Annotated in this window: 15 protein-coding genes; 14 read left to right on the top strand and 1 reads right to left on the bottom strand. The window is 55.4% G+C overall.

The window, feature by feature from the left end; translation table 11 throughout:
* Positions 1–14: 14 nt before the first annotated feature.
* Positions 15–368 (top strand): DUF6277 family protein, encoded by a 354-nt coding sequence (locus tag ACMGG9_RS14745; RefSeq protein ID WP_033632662.1) that lies wholly within the window; start codon positions 15–17, stop codon positions 366–368.
* A gap of 265 nt (positions 369–633) precedes the next feature.
* Here ACMGG9_RS14745 and ACMGG9_RS14740 read toward each other — a convergent pair whose 3' ends face one another.
* The gene (locus tag ACMGG9_RS14740) at positions 634–861 is read right to left on the bottom strand and encodes a hypothetical protein (RefSeq protein ID WP_004935320.1); all 228 of its coding nucleotides are present in this window, start codon (positions 859–861) and stop codon (positions 634–636) included.
* 244 nt (positions 862–1105) lie between these two features.
* Here ACMGG9_RS14740 and ACMGG9_RS14735 point away from each other — a divergent pair, with 244 nt between their 5' ends.
* From ACMGG9_RS14735 to ACMGG9_RS14675, 13 genes are all read left to right on the top strand, one after another.
* Positions 1106–1396 carry a hypothetical protein gene (locus ACMGG9_RS14735; RefSeq protein WP_004935318.1) on the top strand — a complete coding sequence of 97 codons (291 nt, stop codon included), beginning with the start codon at positions 1106–1108 and terminating at the stop codon, positions 1394–1396.
* Positions 1397–2102: 706 nt separating this feature from the next.
* Entirely contained in the window at positions 2103–2678 is a 576-nt protein-coding gene (locus ACMGG9_RS14730; protein WP_004935315.1) for a helix-turn-helix transcriptional regulator, read from the top strand.
* Between the two features lie 108 nt (positions 2679–2786).
* Positions 2787–3656 carry a hypothetical protein gene (locus ACMGG9_RS14725; RefSeq protein WP_414161515.1) on the top strand — a complete coding sequence of 290 codons (870 nt, stop codon included), beginning with the start codon at positions 2787–2789 and terminating at the stop codon, positions 3654–3656.
* A gap of 34 nt (positions 3657–3690) precedes the next feature.
* Positions 3691–9477: an amino acid adenylation domain-containing protein gene (locus ACMGG9_RS14720; RefSeq protein WP_414161514.1), complete on the top strand. Its 5787-nt coding sequence runs from the start codon at positions 3691–3693 to the stop codon at positions 9475–9477.
* A 1-nt stretch (position 9478) separates the two neighbouring features.
* Entirely contained in the window at positions 9479–10306 is an 828-nt protein-coding gene (locus ACMGG9_RS14715; protein ID WP_033643650.1) for a Cof-type HAD-IIB family hydrolase, read from the top strand.
* Between the two features lie 131 nt (positions 10307–10437).
* The gene (locus tag ACMGG9_RS14710) at positions 10438–10671 is read left to right on the top strand and encodes a hypothetical protein (RefSeq protein WP_004935304.1); all 234 of its coding nucleotides are present in this window, start codon (positions 10438–10440) and stop codon (positions 10669–10671) included.
* An 84-nt stretch (positions 10672–10755) separates the two neighbouring features.
* Complete coding sequence (locus tag ACMGG9_RS14705; RefSeq protein ID WP_042784953.1) at positions 10756–11154, top strand: hypothetical protein; 399 nt, start codon at positions 10756–10758, stop codon at positions 11152–11154.
* A 70-nt stretch (positions 11155–11224) separates the two neighbouring features.
* Positions 11225–12733 (top strand): PhoPQ-activated protein PqaA family protein, encoded by a 1509-nt coding sequence (locus ACMGG9_RS14700; RefSeq protein WP_042784952.1) that lies wholly within the window; start codon positions 11225–11227, stop codon positions 12731–12733.
* A gap of 639 nt (positions 12734–13372) precedes the next feature.
* Positions 13373–13912 carry a fimbrial protein gene (locus tag ACMGG9_RS14695; protein ID WP_004935293.1) on the top strand — a complete coding sequence of 180 codons (540 nt, stop codon included), beginning with the start codon at positions 13373–13375 and terminating at the stop codon, positions 13910–13912.
* A 56-nt stretch (positions 13913–13968) separates the two neighbouring features.
* A complete protein-coding gene (locus ACMGG9_RS14690) occupies positions 13969–14652 on the top strand; it encodes a molecular chaperone (RefSeq protein WP_033632666.1) in 684 nt (227 codons plus the stop codon).
* Positions 14653–14706: 54 nt separating this feature from the next.
* A complete protein-coding gene (locus ACMGG9_RS14685; RefSeq protein WP_414161513.1) occupies positions 14707–17283 on the top strand; it encodes a fimbria/pilus outer membrane usher protein in 2577 nt (858 codons plus the stop codon).
* A gap of 42 nt (positions 17284–17325) precedes the next feature.
* Entirely contained in the window at positions 17326–18267 is a 942-nt protein-coding gene (locus ACMGG9_RS14680) for a fimbrial protein (RefSeq protein ID WP_033643645.1), read from the top strand.
* Positions 18268–18404: 137 nt separating this feature from the next.
* Positions 18405–18764 (top strand): hypothetical protein, encoded by a 360-nt coding sequence (locus tag ACMGG9_RS14675; protein WP_004935280.1) that lies wholly within the window; start codon positions 18405–18407, stop codon positions 18762–18764.
* The last annotated feature ends 11 nt before the right edge of the window (positions 18765–18775 follow it).

Below are 18775 nucleotides of genomic sequence, written 5' to 3'. Positions count from 1 at the left end.
AAGAGGTGATAAACATGTTAGATCCAGCCAAAATTTTAGAAACCATGAAGGCCGGCGGCAATTTGGGCACCAATTCCCAATCGTCGCTGAGTCAACCGTTTATGCAAGGCGTCAGCAATATTCAAATGTCGGGGCCGGATGCGGCCAAGTCGGTCATGAGTAATGTGACAAAATCTTGCGATGATATGTTCGGCAATATGAAGGGCATTTTTAATGGTCTGCAATCGAATGTGAACGCACACCAAAAAATGCAAACGAGCGAGCAGCCGAAAGATTTTAATGTTTCCATGGACGATCTTCGTCCGGCGATTGCGAAAGGGTTCCCGCACGAAATGGCGGACTTCTTTTCCAAAGTGCCGAAACTGTAATCAAAAACTCGATGGATAAAAGACCGGGAGGCGGAAATGCCTCCTGGTATTCACAAGGAGTGTTGCGATGATCTATGACTGGATGCTCAAAAACGCCAATAAACGCATGGGTTTTTTTATCATGGTGATACCCAGCTTGTTTTTTTGGATATTGGTTTTTCTGACCTTATCTATTTTTTGATTCTTTGATGTAAAAAAAAGCACCCGCGAAGGTGCTTAAAATGAAGCGAATTAAAAAATAGGAAGGGATGATTATGAGTTGTTATTACAGTTTAGAGATGATCTGCAATCCGCTGGAAATCAGCGCATCGACGGCCAGACCAATACCTTTACCGATGGTGCCGACAACGGTTTTGGCATCCGGGTTAACACCGGCAATCGCGGAAATGGTATCAATACCTGTACCTACCGCACTGCCAATCAGTGTGCCTACGTCACCAAAAAAACCAGCACCGTTAACTTGTTCAATTTCTACTGCGGATAGTTCTTTCATGATTGAAACTCCTTTTTCAGTTAGCCCTTTACTTCAGGCAATTTCATTATTGCAAATCAGGTCATTTTTTCAATAAAACTCGCGCTGTTTTTTATACTATTGTGTTTTTTGTTAGATTGATTTTGCATCGTTAGATTATATATTGCCGAAACCTGGGTTTTTATATCTTACTCGCCTTGAACGGCGGCGGTTTTATGAGATTATTATTTTAAATCGGAATGATATATACCAGAAGGGAGACCTTATGAAGGTATTGACGACGCCGGAAAGACCTTTCCGGTATGATGAGCTTGCGGATAAAATCATCCGGGAGGCCAGGAGCCGCTTGGGCTGCGCCGTTCTGCGGTTTTTAGACTGCATGATCCTGGGTTATGGCCCGCCGGTGATAGTCTTTGATATCTATAATAATCACGGTAAGTTGCAAACGTTCAAAGTCATTCTTCCTCTTGGGAGCGACAAGCAGCTAAAAAAAGATCACCTCGGGTTGGTTTCCTGCCTGGAGGCTAAAAAATTGATGAGGATCAAAAAAATATAAATCATCCCGCTCGTCAACGATGCCGCGTTATCTTTCTGCGCTGCGCATCACTCCTGAAAAATCTTTACTCCTACCAGGCATTTCTTGCGCGGGCGGCCGATGGGTTCGCCTTCTTCTTTTTTGTTGCCGTCTACATGAAAGGGCGGGAATCACTTACTGCCATAAAGTGTAGCTTTTTTTTATGCAATTTTTTTACAATAAAATGAATATGGTTATACTCTGTTTAATAGGGTCTGCGATGACCCCACCGCCTCGTGCGAAAAAAGCATTATCCTGCCTTTATCATAAGTAAATTCCTAATGCATAAACGGATTCTCTTAACAATCAATGTCGCGCAATGTTATGTTCTATATTATGTGTTTTTTCGATATTTATCTGGATATATTGCGCTCTTGGAGTAAAATTAACGTATCAGAGAAAAATCTTAGCACCGTGATGCTGATGGCAATGATGCCTTATAAATATATCTTACGATAACAATTTCCCTTGCGAAGCGCGGCAGCTTACCGCGTCTTGCTTTTGTATGCTCTCCAGGGCAGATGATTTATATAACCCTATATATAAAATGCACTTTTGCGAGGCAAGGTCTTTTTTGCTTCGCCTATAACGCTTTTTTATTAAAAAGCACGTTAAAACAAAAAATAATCACAGCAATGATATTGCAGTAAGGAGAGTGAGCAAGCGTAGTCAAAAGGGAGGTTTGTTAATGGAGCGCGTCAATATCGCTATTGTGGATAAAAATCAATTCTTCAAGCTGGGGTTGAGTCTTGCCTTGCAAGAAGGTTTTCTCACGAATGGCATTAAGGCCAAGATCACGGGAGAAGAACGTGCCAACATCATATTCAGGGCGCCGGACAAGCGGGTGTCCATAAATTTTTGTCATACCCAGCTTTTGCAGGGCAACTTTTCTTCTATTCCGCTCTATTTTTCAATATTGGAGCATAAAAAGACATTCCCTAAAATTCATTGCAATTTGGAAGCCGGAAGTATTACGCGCAAAGACAGCGTGGCGGCGATCGTGGACAAGGTCATGTTCTGCTATCGCAAGAAAAATAGTTTGGTTTCAAGCTATTGCCCGCGTTGTCGTACCCAGTTGACCTTTAGCGAGGGGAAAGTGTGCCGTTTAATCCATCTGGGCTATTCACAAAACCAAACGGCGATGTTGCTCGGCATCAGCCCGAAAACGGTGAGCATTCATAAACGTTCGGCCATGAGAAAACTGAACATCGATAATAATATTGAATTCTTGCGCTGGTTAAAAATGCACAGCGACTCTTGTTAATCAGGGAAAGGAAGCGAACGGTCCGGCGCCGTATTATCAGCGGCGCTGAGCGGTCATCTTTTATTGATTTCCGCCCGGCATGGAATCGGTTTTATAGGGAGATAAAACATGGCTGTCTTTGTGAGAGAAGCGGTTTCTCATAATCATTTCAAATTATTGCAAGAGCTTTATGGCAGAGATTTGGGCGGGGAGCGTTTCTTGCACTGGAAGCATTTGCTCGATCCGCATTGTGGGGCGCCGATGGAAAAAACGGGCATATTTTACAAGGATCAAGAACGTTATCTCGGGATGTTTGTATCCAGTTTTTATCCTTTTAAAATCAATGAATTATCCTTTAATGTCAATATGCTTGGCGATCTTGGGATCCACCGTCAGGTCAAATCCTCCACCGTCTTGAAAGATTTTTTCCTGCAGGCCAGGCGTTCGGATGTGGCGGCGGATATCTGCTTTTCCGATGACAGGAAGATCAGGGTTTATGAAAAGATTTTTAGAAAGTATTTAACGACCAATACGCAAATCTATCCCTTCGTCGAATTAACCTTAAAGCCTGATAAGTTTATGGCCTTTCGTTTTACCGAGGGCGACCAAGCGCGGCAGGCCAGCTTTATCAATAATCTGGGGCGAGAAAAAGATCATCGCGCATTTGAATATATTGAAAAACATCCTCTGTATCATAAAATTCATTATATTAATAAAGGCAATCTCTACGCTGTGATTGGCTGTTCCAGTGAGTGTGCCGAACTTTTGGATATTTCCAATCCCTCCAGGGAGTGTTTTTCCTGGGCCATCGGCGTTTGTCGGCACCTGCATAGCCGTTGCAAAGTGATGATCCCTATTGGTTTTTACAAGTCGATTTGCGCTCAGGCGGCGGAGGTCATTGCAGAAAAGCGCATCAACATGCTGATCGGTTATTACTCAGAAAAGATAAGCGAGCTGGTGCCGAAAGAGGTTTGGGTATGCCGCATGGATCGCCGTTAAGCAGGGCACGTGTATTCTAAATGGAGTGTTTGTCATGGAAGAGATTCCTGTATCACCCTATTCAAAAGTTTTTATCGATGAATATGACCGCCATCCAGAGGGCTGTAATTACAACGTATTGGTGCTGCAGCGTATTGAGGGCGCGCTGGATCCCATCAGATTACAAGCTGCGCTGAATGCGCTGGTGCAAGATCATGTCCTGCTGAACAGCCATATTCATGAACGGAATGGCGAGCTGTATTGGCGTCGCAATGACGCAATCCATCCTTTGCAGCATTACACGGACCGCACGCTGCTGACCCAAGTGATTCGCCAGCCCTTCGACATTTACCGCGGGCCGCTTTATCGTTGGGCGCTTTTCGCCGAGGGGCCGGGGCGCTATACCCTGGCGCTGGTGGGCCATCATCTGGTGATCGACGGCGCGTCTTCCGACGAGTTTTTCTCATTGGTGAGCCAGTACTATGGTCAACAGCGGCTATCGACACGCCTCGAGGCGGCCGAGATTGCCGCCATCAACCGGCAGCTGCAGCGCGAGGTGGAACAACTGGCCGCCGATGGAGCGCTGGCGCACTGGCGGGCCGAAGCGGCAAATTTGGGCGCGATAGACGTGCCCTTTGAGAAAAGCGGCGCCGTGCGAAACGATGAGGCGGCCGAGCTGCGTTTCCAGGTGCCCAAAGCGCAATGGAAAGCGCTGAAGCAGAGCGCGGGAATACGGCGAATGAATGACTTTCTGGCGTTGCTGGTGCTGTGGGGCATCTTGATGGCGCGCAGCGGCAATCAGGAAACGGTCTATATCAGCTATCCGGTGTCGATAAAAAAGGGGCAAAGATTTGCGCTTGGCGGGCATGTCAACACCAGCGTGATGCCCCTCTCGCTGCGTGACGGCGAAGGCTTCGCCGCCGTTTATCAACGCGCGCTGGCGTTTATTACCGCCGCGGCGCCGCACTCGCGCCAACGGTTTAACCAACTGCCCACGCAACAGGTGGTGCAGACGCTGGGGATCCGCGCGATGCCGATTTCCTTTGCCCAAACCAACCTGCGCGATGCGGCATTGGCGCTGGCCGATTGCGCCACTTCGCCGTTGTTTGAAGCCAACCACGATATGGCCAGCGCGTCGCTTTCCCTGGAATATGAGGATCGGGCCGACAGCGATGCCTTGCAGTTCCGGCTGCGTTTTCGTCAGGACATGTTTGACGAAGATGACATGCGCGACTGCGCGGAACATTTCATGCGCTTGATGCAAGCGGCGATGCGCGCGCCTGACGCGCCTTTACGCCACCTCGCCTTTTATCCCGCCGCCGACATGCCGCCAGATGACGACGCGGTCCCTGCGTTGCCGAGAGAAACCCTCAGCGCCCGGTTTGAGGCGATCGCGCTGCGTTATCCGGATAAGATTGCGCTGGAGTTTGAGGGGCTGCATGTCAGCTACCGTGAGCTGAACGGCATGGCGAATAGCCTGGCGCGCGAAATTACGCTCCGCTACCAAGCGCTGACCGGGGTCGCCCCTCAGGCGGACACGCTGATTGCGCTGTACAGCGAGAAAAGCCTGGAAATGGTGGTGGCGCTGCTGGCGGTGCTGAAAACCGGTGCGGCCTATGTGCCGCTCTCCTGCAATTATCCTCAGGCGCGCATTCGGCATATTCTCGAAGAAACGCGCGCGCCGGTGCTCATCGCCGGGGAAAGCCTGCAGTCGGCCGCCGAGGCGCTGGCGGCGATGATGCCGCACGCCGTGTCCGTCCTCACGCTGGGCGATCTGAACCGCCTGCCGCACGAGCGGCAGAATCTGCCGGCCGTCACCGGCGCCGACCGGCTCGGCGCGGTGATCTATACCTCGGGATCGACGGGGATCCCGAAAGGCGTGATGCTCGAGCAACACGCGATGTGCGGGTTGGCGACCGCGTCCGGCATCGCTGTCACGCCTGATGATGTGCTGCTCTTCCTCTCGAGTCCGGCGTTCGATGCGGCGACGTTCGAGGTGTGGGGCGCATTGCTCAACGGCGCCAAATTGGTCGTCGTGCGCGACACGGAGGATATCGCCGGCGATGTGCCGCAGCTGGAAGCCTTGCTGCGTCGGCAGCAGGTATCGATTCTGTGGGCGACGCGCAGCCTGTTCGATCATCTTTACCTCAGTCACCCCGACCTGTTCGCCGGGCTGCGCTGTCTGCTGGTGGGCGGGGAGGCGCTGACCGCCACGCTGATGCAGCGCCTGGTGCGGCAAGCCAACCGCCCGCAGCAGGTCATCAATGGCTATGGCCCGACGGAATGCACCACGTTCACCACGATGTACGCCATCGCGGCGGATGAAACCCGCAGCAGCATCCCGATTGGGCGAGCCATACCGGGGCGCGAACTTCATGTGCTGGATCGCTGGCTGCAGCCGTTGCCGCCAGGGCTGGCCGGCGAGCTGTATATCGGCGGAGACGCGCTGGCGCGCGGCTATCTCAACCAGCCGCAGCAGACGCAAGAGCGTTTCATTACGTTGAACGGACGACGCTTGTATAAAAGCGGCGATCGGGTGCGAGAGTTGCGCGACGGCAATCTGGAGTATCTCGGCAGAAACGATTGCCAGGTGAAAATCCGCGGTTTCAGAATTGAACTCAGCGAAATAGAAAATACGATCAATGCGCTGGAGGGCGTCGAGAAATGCGTCGTGGTGGATGTCGTCCATCGCGATAGCAAGCGCCTTGCCGCGTATGTGCTGATGGCGCGGGGCGAGCCGCTGGATCCTGCCGATTTGCGCGCCCGGCTGGAGCGGATCCTGCCGGATTACATGGTGCCGTCCAGCTATGTCGCGCTCGACGAGATACCGCTGACGGTGAACGGCAAGCTGGATCGCACGGCGCTGCCCGCTCCGCAATTCGCGCAAAACGAGCGATATGCCGCGCCGCAGAATGCGCTGGAGGCGTTGATTTGCGCCCTGTGGGCGGAGATCCTCGGCGTTGAACGGGTTGGGGTGGATGACGACTTCTTTCGTCTGGGCGGCGATTCGATCCAAAGCATCGTGTTCACCAGCGAATTAAGCAAGTCGGGCTATCACAGCAACTCGCGTGCGGTGTTCGAAACCCGGAATGCGCGGGCGCTGGCCAAGCGCATCTTGCAGCAACGGGACGCGATTGCGCCGCTCAATGAACAGGGCGAGCTGCAGGGCGAATTCGAATTGCTGCCGATTCAGCGCTGGTACAACGAGCAGCCGCCGCAACATCGCGCCTTCTTCAACCAGACTTTTTTGGTGCGGGTGCCGCCGATGTCCGCCGAGCGCGTGGCCGATCTGGTCAACGGGCTGGCGTCGCGCCATGACATGCTGCGCGCGCGGTTTAGCGCCGACGATGCCGGCGCGCTGGTCGCGCAGCGCTATCTGTCGGTGGCCGACGGCGGCCCTTCATGGGGATACTATGACCTGGCGCTTTGTCGCCAAAGCCGCGCCGAACTTCTGCATCAATGGCAATCGGGGTTTGATCCGGTAGAAGGGCCGCTGTGCCGCTTCGTCTACATTTTCGACAGCAGCGCGCCCGGCTACGCGTTGATGTTCTGCGCATTCCATCATCTGATCATCGACGTGGTGTCCTGGCGCATCATCGTCAGAGACATGCGACGGTTGCATCAGGGGGAATCGCTGTCGGCGAAAGGCACCAGCTACCGGCAGTGGGGCGAGACGTTAAGGCACTACGCGGCGAGCCGGCATGACCAATGCGCTTACTGGTTGGCGATGATCGCCGGGCAACCCGATTACGCCACGCTCAGCGAGGGGGCGCAGAGTCCGGCGTTTTGCCGCTTAGAGTGCGACGCGGCGTTGACGACGCTGTTGATGGACACCTGTCATCAGGCCTACCGCACCTCGACCCGCGAGGTGTTGCTGGCGGCGCTGGCGCCGGTGCTGCAGGCCTGGCATGGCCGTGCGGACAGTTACCTGACGCTCGAACACCATGGCCGCGATATCAATGACGATAAGATCCAGCTCGACGACACCGTCGGCTGGTTCACCGCCTTACTGCCTTTGCGCATCACCGCGCATCAGAGCCCAAAACACACGCTGCGCGCCATCAAGGACACATTAAGAAAGATACCGGATCACGGCATCGGCTATTCGGCGCTGAAATACGGTTCAGCGTCGGACGACGAAGCGATAGCCTGTCTGCGGCGCCACCGCTTGCCGGCCATTTCATTCAACTATCTCGGGGTCTTTAACGAACAGACTGACGACGCCCTGTGGGCCTTGATCGACCAAACGGCGGATCTGGAAAACGGCGCGCTGCCGGCGAGCGACAATGTGCTGGATCTGGTGCTCTACGTGCACGGCGACCGGCTGAGCATCGTGATGTCGGGCTTATTGCCGCAGGCGACGCTGGCCCGGATCGGTTCGCACTATAGGGCGAGCGTGTCGGCGCTGGTCGAACACTGTTGCCACGAGGCGAGCCAGGGCGTTCGCCTCGCCAGCCCGGGGGACTTCCCCCATGCCGACGTCAGCCTCGCCGAGTTGGACCACTGGCAGCAACGTCATCGCATCGCCGCCGTTTTCGAGGCTACGGTTACGCAGCGGGAACTGATGTATTTCAACCGGCTTAACCGCGAGTATCAGATCGATCAGGCCGTTTATGAGGTGGCCGGCCCGCTGCAGCCGGAGGTGTTGAACCAGGCCTGGTCGCTGGCGCTGCAGCGATTTGAAATGCTGCGCGCCGGGTTTGGCGATCAAACCCGCCGTGGGCGGCCCAACGTCTTCATCTGCGAGACGCTGCAGGCGCCGATCGCGATCGAGGATTGGACCGATGCGCCGCCGTCCTCGCTGGAAGAAAGGATGGAAGCGCTGTTGGCCCGGGAACGAGAAACCTCGTTTGAGCTGGATGCGCCGCCGTTGATCCGCTGGCGCCTGATCAAGTTGAACGCCGATGAGCACTATCTGGTGCAGACCTTTAACCATATCTTGTTCGACGGTTGGTCCCTCGGCGTTCTGTTCGAACACTGGTTCAACGACTACCTCACCTTGCTGGAAGGGGGCGCGCCGACGCTGGAAATTAACCGATTTGAGCCGTTCGCCGCTTATGTGCGCGCGCACGGCGACGATCCCGAAGCGCAGGCGTTCTGGGCGGACTATTTGCGCGGAGCGCCGGTCAACCAACGTTTGCCGTTGAGCGCTTCGCCGGATGCCGCGCCGCAGGGGCGACGCATGCGGCAATATGGCGCGGAATTCACCGCGGAACAGGTGGCAAGCCTCACCGCGTTTTGCCGGCGCCAGGGGATCACGGTCAATCAACTGACGCAGCTGGCCTGGATGCTGGCGCTGGCCGAAGCGCTGGCCTGTGACGATATCGCGATCGGTACGACCATGAGCGAGCGCCCGGCGGATATTGAGCAGGTGCAGACGCTGTTTGGCCTGTGTGTCGCCAGCCCGGTGCTGCGCCTGCAGGCGATTCGCCGCCGGCCCATTTATGCGTTGCTGGCCGATATCGCGGATTCCCAGACGCTGAGGCAGAAGTACGCCTTTTCCGAACTGAACCGCTACGACGAACAATGGGTGCCCACTTCGCCGTTCGGCAGCCTGTTTGTGTTTGAAAACATGCCGCAACCGCAGAAGGATCCGCGCTTGCCGTTTACGTTCCGGGTGACGGATATCGTCAGCGGCAGCAACCACCAGACGGTGCTGTGCTTGTTCCCCGAAGCGGAACGGCTCGCCATTTCACTGTTTTATGATTCTCATGAGATAGCTCAGGAGACCATCGTTGCGGTAGGACGCCGTTTTCAGGCCATTGCGATCGCGATCGCCCACCTTCCGCCCGACAGCGAAATCCGCGCCGAAGACGGGATTATCCAGGCGGAGGAGGCGTGATATGTGGCTTGCTATCGACGGCAAAATAAAATACCGGGCGATCGTGAGCGATCTTGACGGAACCTTGCTGGATCCTGCCGGGAATCTGTCTGATCTGACGGTGGAAACGCTCAATATCCTGCATGCCCGCGGGCTGGAAATCGTCATCGCGACAGGCCGTTGCGATGCGGATGCGCGCGGGATTGTGGATGGCTTGGGGTTCTCGCCGGCGATCGTCTCCTGCAATGGCGCGATGGTCAATATCGAGGGGCGGCCGGTGGCGGATAAACGCTATTTCCTGCCTCGCGACAGCCAAATGATGTTGATGGATTACCTCTTCGCCTGTCCGCTCCACGTGACGTTGTTCACCCAGGAAGGATGGATGATGGCCGAAGAGAATCCGCATTTTGCCGACTATATCAAAACCTCGGGCGTCGCTTGCCGCTATGTCGAGCCGGAGGCGATGAAACGGCAACCGATCCTGAAAGTGCTGCTGCAGGGTGAAGCGGCGCTGATCGAGCGGTTTTACGACGAGGTCAGTCAGGCTTTCGGAAAAACGCTGTCCATCTGTAAGTCCTCTGCGGAAACGATAGACATCATGGATAAGCATATTTCCAAGGCCAGAAGCGTGGCCGACTATCTGAGCGCCAAACAGATAGCGATGCGCGATTGCCTCTCTTTCGGCGATGCGATGAACGATTTGGACATGCTGCGCTGGGCCGGAACGGGGGTGGTGATGGGCAATGCCATGGGCGAATTGAAGCGCGCGCTGCCGTTTAACCCGATTGCGCTGCCCAACAGCCGCAATGGCGTCGCCGATTATCTCTGCCGTGAGTTCGGCCTGTTCTGACATTGTCACCGCCGCGCGGGTGAACGCATTGGCAACAGGGTCTTTCGTGGGCAGATAACAAGGAGGTGAACAAACAGTGAGGGTTTCATTTTTTCATTACTAAACATGTCGATAAATACAAAGGAGACAGTATGAAAGAACTGACTGAAGCAGAAGTCATGGCGGTTTCCGGCGCAGGCATCGCTTCCGATGCCGGCAAAATCCTGGGCAATGGCATTGGCGCCATCGTAGATGCCGGTACCGGTCTATTCGGGATCCACGCGGATGCGGCGGGCGCCGGCGCCAAACTCGGTGAGGGCATTGGCGCCGTCATCGATGCCGGGATTAGCGCCTTCTCGCAGCTGTTTGGCCGTAAATCGTCATAAGCCCGGCCCTTAATGAAAAGTGCCCGCAAGGGCACTTTTACCTCGCTCATGTCGGGAGCCGGAAGAACGGCAAAGGGAGAGTTCATGGCGAATAAAATCATCTTGATCATGGTCATCAATCTGTTCGTGGCGGTGGCGTTGGCGGTGTTTAACTTTATCTATATCCAAAAGAAGGTGGATATACGCGCCCCCAATGACGCCACGCCCTTTCAGGTGACCGAGAAAGCGCAGGGCAGGATCGTCTCCATGCAGCAGACCTCGGTATTTCTGAACAACAATCCTGTGGTGGCGTTTACCTTGGAAATCAACGCCAGGCGCAAACAGTTTACGATCGCTGACCATCGGGAGGTGGTGCTGTATATCGCCATGAGCCGTTATGAGGAAAACGGCGTTTACAGCCTATTGCTGGGCGAGAACGACAGAGACGTGGCGTTCGAAAAGGACAGCTTTGGCTATCCGATACGCTTTCATCAGGTGCTCTAGGCGCGCGGAAGGTTTCCTGCCGCCAGGCGGCGTACAAGGGATTTGCCACGGACAAAGGGGGGAGGAAAAAATGCTGAAACGCATCGGATACATCGCGCTGATTTGCCTGGCCTTAATCGGCGGCCGGCAGGCCATGGCGGCAGAGGAAGACCGCTGCTTTGCGGACGAACATCCCGCCTTGCACACCGTTATTCCTTGTTATAACAATCAGTTGGCCATATTGCCTCTGTCATATTCGTTAAAGGGCGTGGATAACGGCCATGACGTGTCGATACGCCATTATCGGTTGATGTCGCAATCCTGGTCGCCGCAAGACGCCATCCGGCCGACGCAATGGTGGCACGATGTGGATATTTATATCCCCAACGGGGCGCTTGCCCGTAAAGCGTTGGTGCTGATGAGCGATGACTGCGCTTGCGCCGCCGCAGGGGCGAGCGGGCCAGGCAAGCAAAATGCGGCGTTTTCCGTCGCTACGCCGGCGGCCTTGGCGGCGGAAAGTCACACCATCGTGATTGTCGTCAACCGGCTGCCTTATCCGTACCTGGAATATCAAAATGAGGGGCGGCGTCGTGCGGGGGAGGACAGCCAGGCCCGAGGCTGGCGATTGTTCCTGGACGATGCGGATGAATACTTGATGATGCCGCTGGCGATCCCCATGACGGCGGCCTTGTCGCAAACCATGACGCTGGCGCAGCGCGAATTGAGCCGATGGGGGATAGATAAATTCATCGTGGCGGGCGCGGCGAGCGGCGCAACCGCGGCGTGGCTGGCGTCATTGTCGGATGAGCGCATCGATGCCGTCGTCGCCATGTTCCCGGATGGGGTCGCGGCGCGGCAGGTCTTGAAGCATACCTATCGTACGTATGGCGGCCGTTGGCCGTTGGCGTTTCATCCTTATTACCAACTCGGCATCGATCGGCGCATAGAGACGCCGGCGTTCGACAAACTGATGCAAATAGCGGATCCCACCGCTTATCCGCCGCCGACGGCGGGAGAGCGGCCAGCGGCGGCGAAATATGTCATCATCGCCAGCGGCGACGAACGTTATCCGCCGGACAGCACGCGATTCTATTTCAGCGCCTCACCGGGTGAGGCTTCGCTGCGCGCGATTGCCGACGGGGATCGCGCGGCAAGCCGGCCGGCCGCCGAACGCGCCATACTGGCGATGATCAAGCGCCGCCAGCGCGATATCGCGTTGCCGACGATCGAGGTGCAAGGCAGCGCCGCGGATGCTGCGGTGCGCACGCTGCGTTTTTCCGAACCGCCGGCCACCGTGCGGCGTTGGAGCGCGCACAACCGCACGGCCCGAGATTTTCGTTATTCGTGCGGCGTACGCTTTACCCCGGAGCCGTTGGCTACAGCGGAGGCCGATCGCGGCGAGTTTCGTCTGGCCGCCCCGGCGCAAGGCTGGGAGGCCACCTTTATCGAGGCGGTGTTCAACGATGGGTTTATCGCGACCACGCCGGTCTTTATCACGCCTGACGATAACTATCCGTCCGCCGTTCCCGCGGGCGATGGTCTGGCGTGTGAAACCCTACCCGGCAGAGGGCTGGGGGAAGATTATCGCCATGACGATTAATTAGCGGCGCCGAAAAACAATAAGGCGGCAATGCGTTATTCTGCGCGACAGAGCGCATTGTCGCCTTGTTTTCGAAATAGTGAACGGCGTCAGACAGAATATTTCTGCGTAACGCCATTTTCTCGTTGTCACATGACCGCGCCGGTTTCACGAACGGCGAATGCTTTATTCTCCCTCCTGTTCGATAAACCGTTATCGCCATGCTTTTCCTATTCCTCTGCTCCTCTTTCTGCCGCCGCGTCGTGATGCCTTTCGTAATATAAATGTCACTTATTTCAGGGCGAGTTTTATCGCCCGGCTTTCATTTTACGGCGATGTCGCCCGATTTTCCGGCTGAGGAGGAAATGAGGAGGATCTGGCGAAAGCGCCTTCGAATAGCGCGAGAATAAATTCTCTGGCGGCCAGATGATTGAATCAAGAAACGCCGATTTGGCGGTTTTTTCAAAATAAAATTAAGAATGATGCTAATTCTATTTGGGGTAATTATCTTTTCTCATCTTTACATTGATTTTATGTATTGCTAAAGGGGGAAAGCTAAGCATAATTAACTGTGAAAGGAGCGGAGCTCCTATTCTCCCTGTCCGGGTTCTCCGTGGCGGGGATATTTTGAAGTCTGTCTAATCAAAAGGAGAAGTACCCATGATGGAAAAAAAAGTGATTATGTTGGCATTTGTCGCGGCAGCGTGTTCAAGCGCTTTACCTGCTCTGGCAGCAGATGGTCAGGTTAATTTTACCGGGAATATTGTCGATGCTGCGTGCAAGGTCACGAATGACTTGAGTAATCCATTAAATGTTGTTTTGGGTGATGTGGCCCGAACGGCATTTGCGGGTGGCAAGGGATCAACGTCCAGCGCGACAAAATTCACGCTGGAAGTCACCGATTGTCCGGATACGGTAAAAAGCGCCACCGTTAAGTTCGACGGCGCGGCCGATAACGGCGACAGCAACGTATTGCAGCTGACCCAGGAAACGGATGTCGCTACCGGCGTCGGTATCCAACTGTCTGATATTTCTAACAGTGTTCTGCCGCTTTACACGGCGTCGACGGCTTATCCGTTGGCTTCCGGCAGCGGCGTGAAAAATAACCTCGATTTTACCGCCCGCTATATTTCCACGCAGGCAGATGTTACCGCCGGTAAAGCTAATAGCGTCGCCACCTTTACGCTGAATTATAACTGATAATATTTTCTTGCCCGCTGGTTCACAGCGGGCTGTATTGCCTCGGAGATAATATTATGCGTTTTAATCGCTACGGCGCCTTAGCGGCTTTCATTATTTTATTGTTTGCGTCTACGGTTCACGCCGGCGTGGTGATTGGCGGGACGCGGGTGATATTCAACGGCGAAAAAAAAGAAGCGTCAATCAGCGTGGAGAATCCGGATAAAGAACCGTATTTGATTCAGTCCTGGCTGGAGAATCAACAAAGCGGGGTGGATAAAATCGCGTTTATCGTTACGCCGCCTTTATTTCGGCTGGACGGCAACCAGGAAAATATGCTGCGCATCGTGAAAGTGGGCGATGACTTACCGAAAGATAAAGAAAGCTTGTATTGGATGAATATTAAATCCATTCCTTCAACAACCCAGGCGGGTAAATCGAATACGCTGCAAATAGCGGTCAAGACCCGCATTAAATTGATTTATCGGCCGGCGCCGCTGCTCCGCCAGGTGCCCGAAGAAGTGACGCAGCAGCTGAAATGGCAGCGTGTCGGTTCAGAATTAAAACTCACCAACCCAACGCCTTATTATATGAACTTTCATTATGTCCGCATCGGGGGGCGGGAAATGAAAGAGGTGGCGTATATCGCGCCGATGAGCAGCGAAATGTTTGCATTGCCCGTGGCGGGCGCAACGTCGGTAAGCTGGAAATTAATTAATGATTATGGCGGCACAGGGAAAGAACATCAGTCAGGTATTTAATCTGTAAGGGAAGGCAGACAGAGGGATAAAACATTTCAATAATGGAGCTAATGAATGATAACTCAAAAGCGTATATTAGCGAAGCGGGATGCTTGGCTGAAACGCATAGCCTTATTCACGGCAACAACGGCGGTATGCGGCAACATGGCTAATCCCGCCTTCTCTCGTGACTATTTTAATCCGGCGTTGCTGGAAACCGGGCGCTCAGGTCAGCAGCACGTCGATCTGTCGATTTTTGAAAATGGCCAGCAGGTTCCCGGCACGTATCGGGTCGATATTTGGGTGAACGACATGCTGCTGGAAACGCGCGAGGTGTCGTTCGCTCGGCGGGCCGGCAGCGACGAGAAGGCCGATCTGCAGCCTTGTCTGACGCGGGAAGATCTGAAACGGCTTGGGGTGAAAGTTGAACTGTTTCCCGGTTTGGCCGGTGCCGATCGCTGCGCGAATTTGGCCGCGATCCCGCAGGCCTCGGCGCAATTTCAATTTAACCGCCAACGCCTGATGCTGAGTATCCCCCAGGCGGCGTTGGAAAATAAGGTGCGCGGATACGTTCCGCCGGAACAATGGGATGAAGGCCTGCCGGCGATGCTGCTGAACTATGGCTTCACCGGCAGCAACAGCAAGGGGCGCGATCGATTCACCCAGAGCGCAAGCAGTTATTACCTTAACCTGCGGCCGGGCTTCAACCTGGGCGCCTGGCGAGTGCGGAACTACACCACCTGGAGCTACAACAGCGCCGGCGGCGGGCGAGCGTCGGAGGATCGTTGGGACTCCGTCTATACCTACGCCCAGCGCAATATCATCCGCCTGAAAAGCTTGCTGACGCTCGGCGAAAGCAGCAGCCCGTCCGATGTGTTTGACAGCGTATCGTTTCGCGGCGCGCAGCTGGCTTCCGATGACGACATGTTGCCGGAAAGCCTGCGCGGTTATGCGCCGGTGGTGCGCGGCATCGCGCGCAGCAATGCGCAAGTGGTCATTCGCCAAAACGGCTATGTCATCTACCAGAGTTACGTTGCGCCGGGCGCGTTTGAAATTTCGGACATGTACCCGACCGGCGGCAGCGGCGATTTGGAGGTGACTATCAAGGAGGCGGACGGCAGCGAACAGCACCTGACCGTTCCCTTCGCCAGCCTGCCGGTGCTGCAACGCGAAGGGCGGCTGAAATATGCGCTGACCTCGGGGCAATACCGCACTTACGATCACAGCGTGGATAAAAAGATCTTCTCGCAGGCCAGTCTGATTTATGGCTTGCCCGCCGGTTTCACCCTGTATGGCGGCGGCCAATTCGCCGGGCCGTATCAATCGCTGGCATTGGGTCTGGGCAAGAACCTGGGCGAGTTCGGCGCTCTGTCGGCCGACGTCACCCAGGCGTGGGCAAAGCAGGAGCATCAACCGAAAAGCGATGGTCAGTCATGGCGCGTGCGGTACAGCAAAAATATCGTCGAGACGGGGACGAACTTCGCCATCGCCGGCTACCGCTATTCGACCAGCGGCTACTATGGGCTGCAGGAAGTGCTGGACACCTATCGCAGCGGCAACCGTTACGCCCCGATAGACCGCCGCAAGAATCGCGGCGAAATCACGCTGAACCAGAATTTATGGGAAGGGGCGGGGTCGCTTTCACTCAGCGCGGTCTCCGAAGACTATTGGGGCTCCGAGCGCAATATGCAGTCGCTGAGCGCGGGTTACAACAATAGCTGGAATGGCATCAGCTACGGTTTTAACTACAGCTATAGCCGGAATTCACAGGCTATTTACGGCGATTCGAACCGCGGGCGCATTTACGATCGCGATCAGATCTTCGCTTTCAACATCAGCGTGCCATTAGAGAAATGGCTGAGCAACACCTACGCCACCTACAACCTCAACACCAGCAAAAAAGGCAATACCAGCCATACGGCGGGCCTCAACGGCACGGCGCTGGCCGGCGGCAACCTCAGCTGGAGCGTACAGGAAGGGTATGGCAGCCAGGGCCAGGGCAACAGCGGCAACGCCAACGCCGACTGGCGCGCGACGTACGGCGAACTCACGGCGGGCTACGCCTACGATCGCAGTCAACAGCGCGTCAACTACGGGGTGAAGGGCGGGGTGATCGCCCATGAAGACGGCGTGACCTTCGGTCAACCGTTCGGCGAAACCGTCGCCCTGGTACAGGCGGCCGGCGCGAGCGATGTGGCGGTCGGCAATCAGGTCGGGGTGAAAACCGACTGGCGCGGCTACGCGATCGTTCCTTACGCCACGCCTTATCGCAACAATTCGATTCGCCTCGATGTCGACAGCTTGCCGGATGATGTCGATCTCGAGTTGACGAACCAGTCGGTCACGCCGACTCGCGGCGCGGTGAGCCGGGCGAATTTCAAAGCCAACGTCGGCAGACGGATTTTGATGAAGGTGACGGACTCGCAGGGGGCACCCCTGCCGCTGGGCGCCAGCCTGCGTCTTGCCGAGGGGGCGGCTCAGCCGTTCCTGGTCGGCGGCGACGGCGTGGTCTATCTGAGCGGCATGGCGGAAAAGGGCCTGATCATCGCGCAGTGGGGCAGGAATGGCGAGAACCAATGCCGCATCCGTTACCAGTTGCCGGCGGAGCCGCCGTCAGCGGGTCTCCAAACCCTAAACGGCGTTTGCCAATAGATCTCGCTCTATTTCCATCATGACTTTTAAGTGAGAGTGAAAATGAACGTTTTTCTCAGGATATTCGGTTACGGCGCCCTGGTGTGGCTGGCGACGCTCACGACGGCGGTTTATGCCGGCACCTGTACCACCAACGCGAAAACCGCCCGTATGGGGTTGCTGACGCTGGCCGTGGATCCGCGCATTGAAGTCGGCGAGCAGTTGGCTGTTCGAACGGAGAACAGCATTAACGGCACGACGTTTTCTTTTCTTTGTTCCGGTTCGGTCGCCTATCGCTCCATGTCGCCGCTGACGCCGAGCGCGCTGCCCGGCGTATTTGAAACGGGCATCGAGGGCGTGGGGGTGACGATTTCAGACCTATGGCAGAGCAATAAGAACGTGCCCGTCAACACGGCGATTTCGCCCAACTTGCTGACGCCGTGGATCAATCGAAACGATGTTCGGCTGACGTTTATTAAAACCGGCCCGATCAAAACCGGCGGCGATATGGGCGGGAAAATTATCGCCAGATATTATCTGGATTCGACCTCCATTTTGGATATCAGTATTTCCGGCATGAAGGTCATTCAGAAAAGTTGCCTGGTTGATTTGAACTATAAAAATCAAACGGTAAATCTGGGCAGCCCTAAACGCAGCGAGTTTAACGGCGTCGGCAGCACGGCGGCGTCTTCCGAACGCAATTTTTCCGTGGTTCTGCAATGTCAGGAGGACAATATTCCGGTTCAGGTCACGTTCGAGGCGGCCGGAAATTCGCCAGGCGTGGGAATGATTGATATCGCCGACGGCGCCGATGCGGCGAAGGGCGTCGCCGTGGAAGTGTTGGATGAGAACCGTAATCCATTAACGTTTTCCAGACCGATCAATTACCACACCGCGGCTGAAAAAGAGATCAGGATCCCCTTGATGGCGCGCTATAAGCAAACGGGAGCCATTAGCCCCGGACAGGCCGACGCGGTGATGACATTCACCATTACGCAGAATTAAAGAGACCCCTATTAAAAATATAATGTCGTCTGTTCGCGCGACATTATTGGTGGCATCAGGCGCTGCAGGCCGATGCCAATGCAATGACAACACGCATGTATGGCAGTGTTTGTCCGTTTAAATATGGAGATTAACCAATGAAAGAACTGTCTGTTATCGAAATGAATGAAGTGTCAGGCGCTTATTCCTGGGATATGAGCAATGGACTGTCGGGGCTGATTGGCAGCGCCGTCTCCAATGCCGCGGAAGCCGTTTCATCCATCGCTCTGGGCGCCTCCGTGGGCAGCATGGCGGGCGCCGTCATCGGCGGTAAGCATGGCGGCGACGGCGGCGGCCTGCTGGGCGTCGGCTCGATTGGCCAGGGCGTCGGCATGGTCGCCGGCGGCATCCTGGGCGGCGTAGCCAGCGGCGTGGCCGCAGCCGTTATTGGCTGGGACACCACGCTGGAATACTCCAAAAAAGGCCTCGATGGGCTGATTAACGGCACCATCAGCTAAATCCATACGCG

Source organism: Serratia sp. BNK-10, from assembly GCF_047456065.1.
Classification (GTDB): Bacteria; Pseudomonadota; Gammaproteobacteria; order Enterobacterales; family Enterobacteriaceae; genus Serratia; species Serratia ureilytica.
The sequence above is the reverse complement of the archived record's forward strand: the minus strand, read 5'-3'. Positions and strand labels throughout refer to the sequence as shown.

What these genes read in the sequence shown, in the direction of transcription:
- ACMGG9_RS14745 (WP_033632662.1), top strand. Translation starts at nt 15, where the DNA reads ATGTTAGATCCAGCCAAAATTTTAGAAACCATGAAGGCCGGCGGCAAT.
- ACMGG9_RS14690 (WP_033632666.1), top strand. Translation starts at nt 13,969, where the DNA reads ATGCGTTTTAATCGCTACGGCGCCTTAGCGGCTTTCATTATTTTATTG.
- ACMGG9_RS14715 (WP_033643650.1), top strand. Translation starts at nt 9,479, where the DNA reads ATGTGGCTTGCTATCGACGGCAAAATAAAATACCGGGCGATCGTGAGC.
- ACMGG9_RS14675 (WP_004935280.1), top strand. Translation starts at nt 18,405, where the DNA reads ATGAAAGAACTGTCTGTTATCGAAATGAATGAAGTGTCAGGCGCTTAT.
- ACMGG9_RS14730 (WP_004935315.1), top strand. Translation starts at nt 2,103, where the DNA reads ATGGAGCGCGTCAATATCGCTATTGTGGATAAAAATCAATTCTTCAAG.
- ACMGG9_RS14740 (WP_004935320.1), bottom strand. Translation starts at nt 861, where the DNA reads ATGAAAGAACTATCCGCAGTAGAAATTGAACAAGTTAACGGTGCTGGT.
- ACMGG9_RS14735 (WP_004935318.1), top strand. Translation starts at nt 1,106, where the DNA reads ATGAAGGTATTGACGACGCCGGAAAGACCTTTCCGGTATGATGAGCTT.
- ACMGG9_RS14695 (WP_004935293.1), top strand. Translation starts at nt 13,373, where the DNA reads ATGATGGAAAAAAAAGTGATTATGTTGGCATTTGTCGCGGCAGCGTGT.
- ACMGG9_RS14720 (WP_414161514.1), top strand. Translation starts at nt 3,691, where the DNA reads ATGGAAGAGATTCCTGTATCACCCTATTCAAAAGTTTTTATCGATGAA.
- ACMGG9_RS14685 (WP_414161513.1), top strand. Translation starts at nt 14,707, where the DNA reads ATGATAACTCAAAAGCGTATATTAGCGAAGCGGGATGCTTGGCTGAAA.
- ACMGG9_RS14700 (WP_042784952.1), top strand. Translation starts at nt 11,225, where the DNA reads ATGCTGAAACGCATCGGATACATCGCGCTGATTTGCCTGGCCTTAATC.
- ACMGG9_RS14725 (WP_414161515.1), top strand. Translation starts at nt 2,787, where the DNA reads ATGGCTGTCTTTGTGAGAGAAGCGGTTTCTCATAATCATTTCAAATTA.
- ACMGG9_RS14680 (WP_033643645.1), top strand. Translation starts at nt 17,326, where the DNA reads ATGAACGTTTTTCTCAGGATATTCGGTTACGGCGCCCTGGTGTGGCTG.
- ACMGG9_RS14705 (WP_042784953.1), top strand. Translation starts at nt 10,756, where the DNA reads ATGGCGAATAAAATCATCTTGATCATGGTCATCAATCTGTTCGTGGCG.
- ACMGG9_RS14710 (WP_004935304.1), top strand. Translation starts at nt 10,438, where the DNA reads ATGAAAGAACTGACTGAAGCAGAAGTCATGGCGGTTTCCGGCGCAGGC.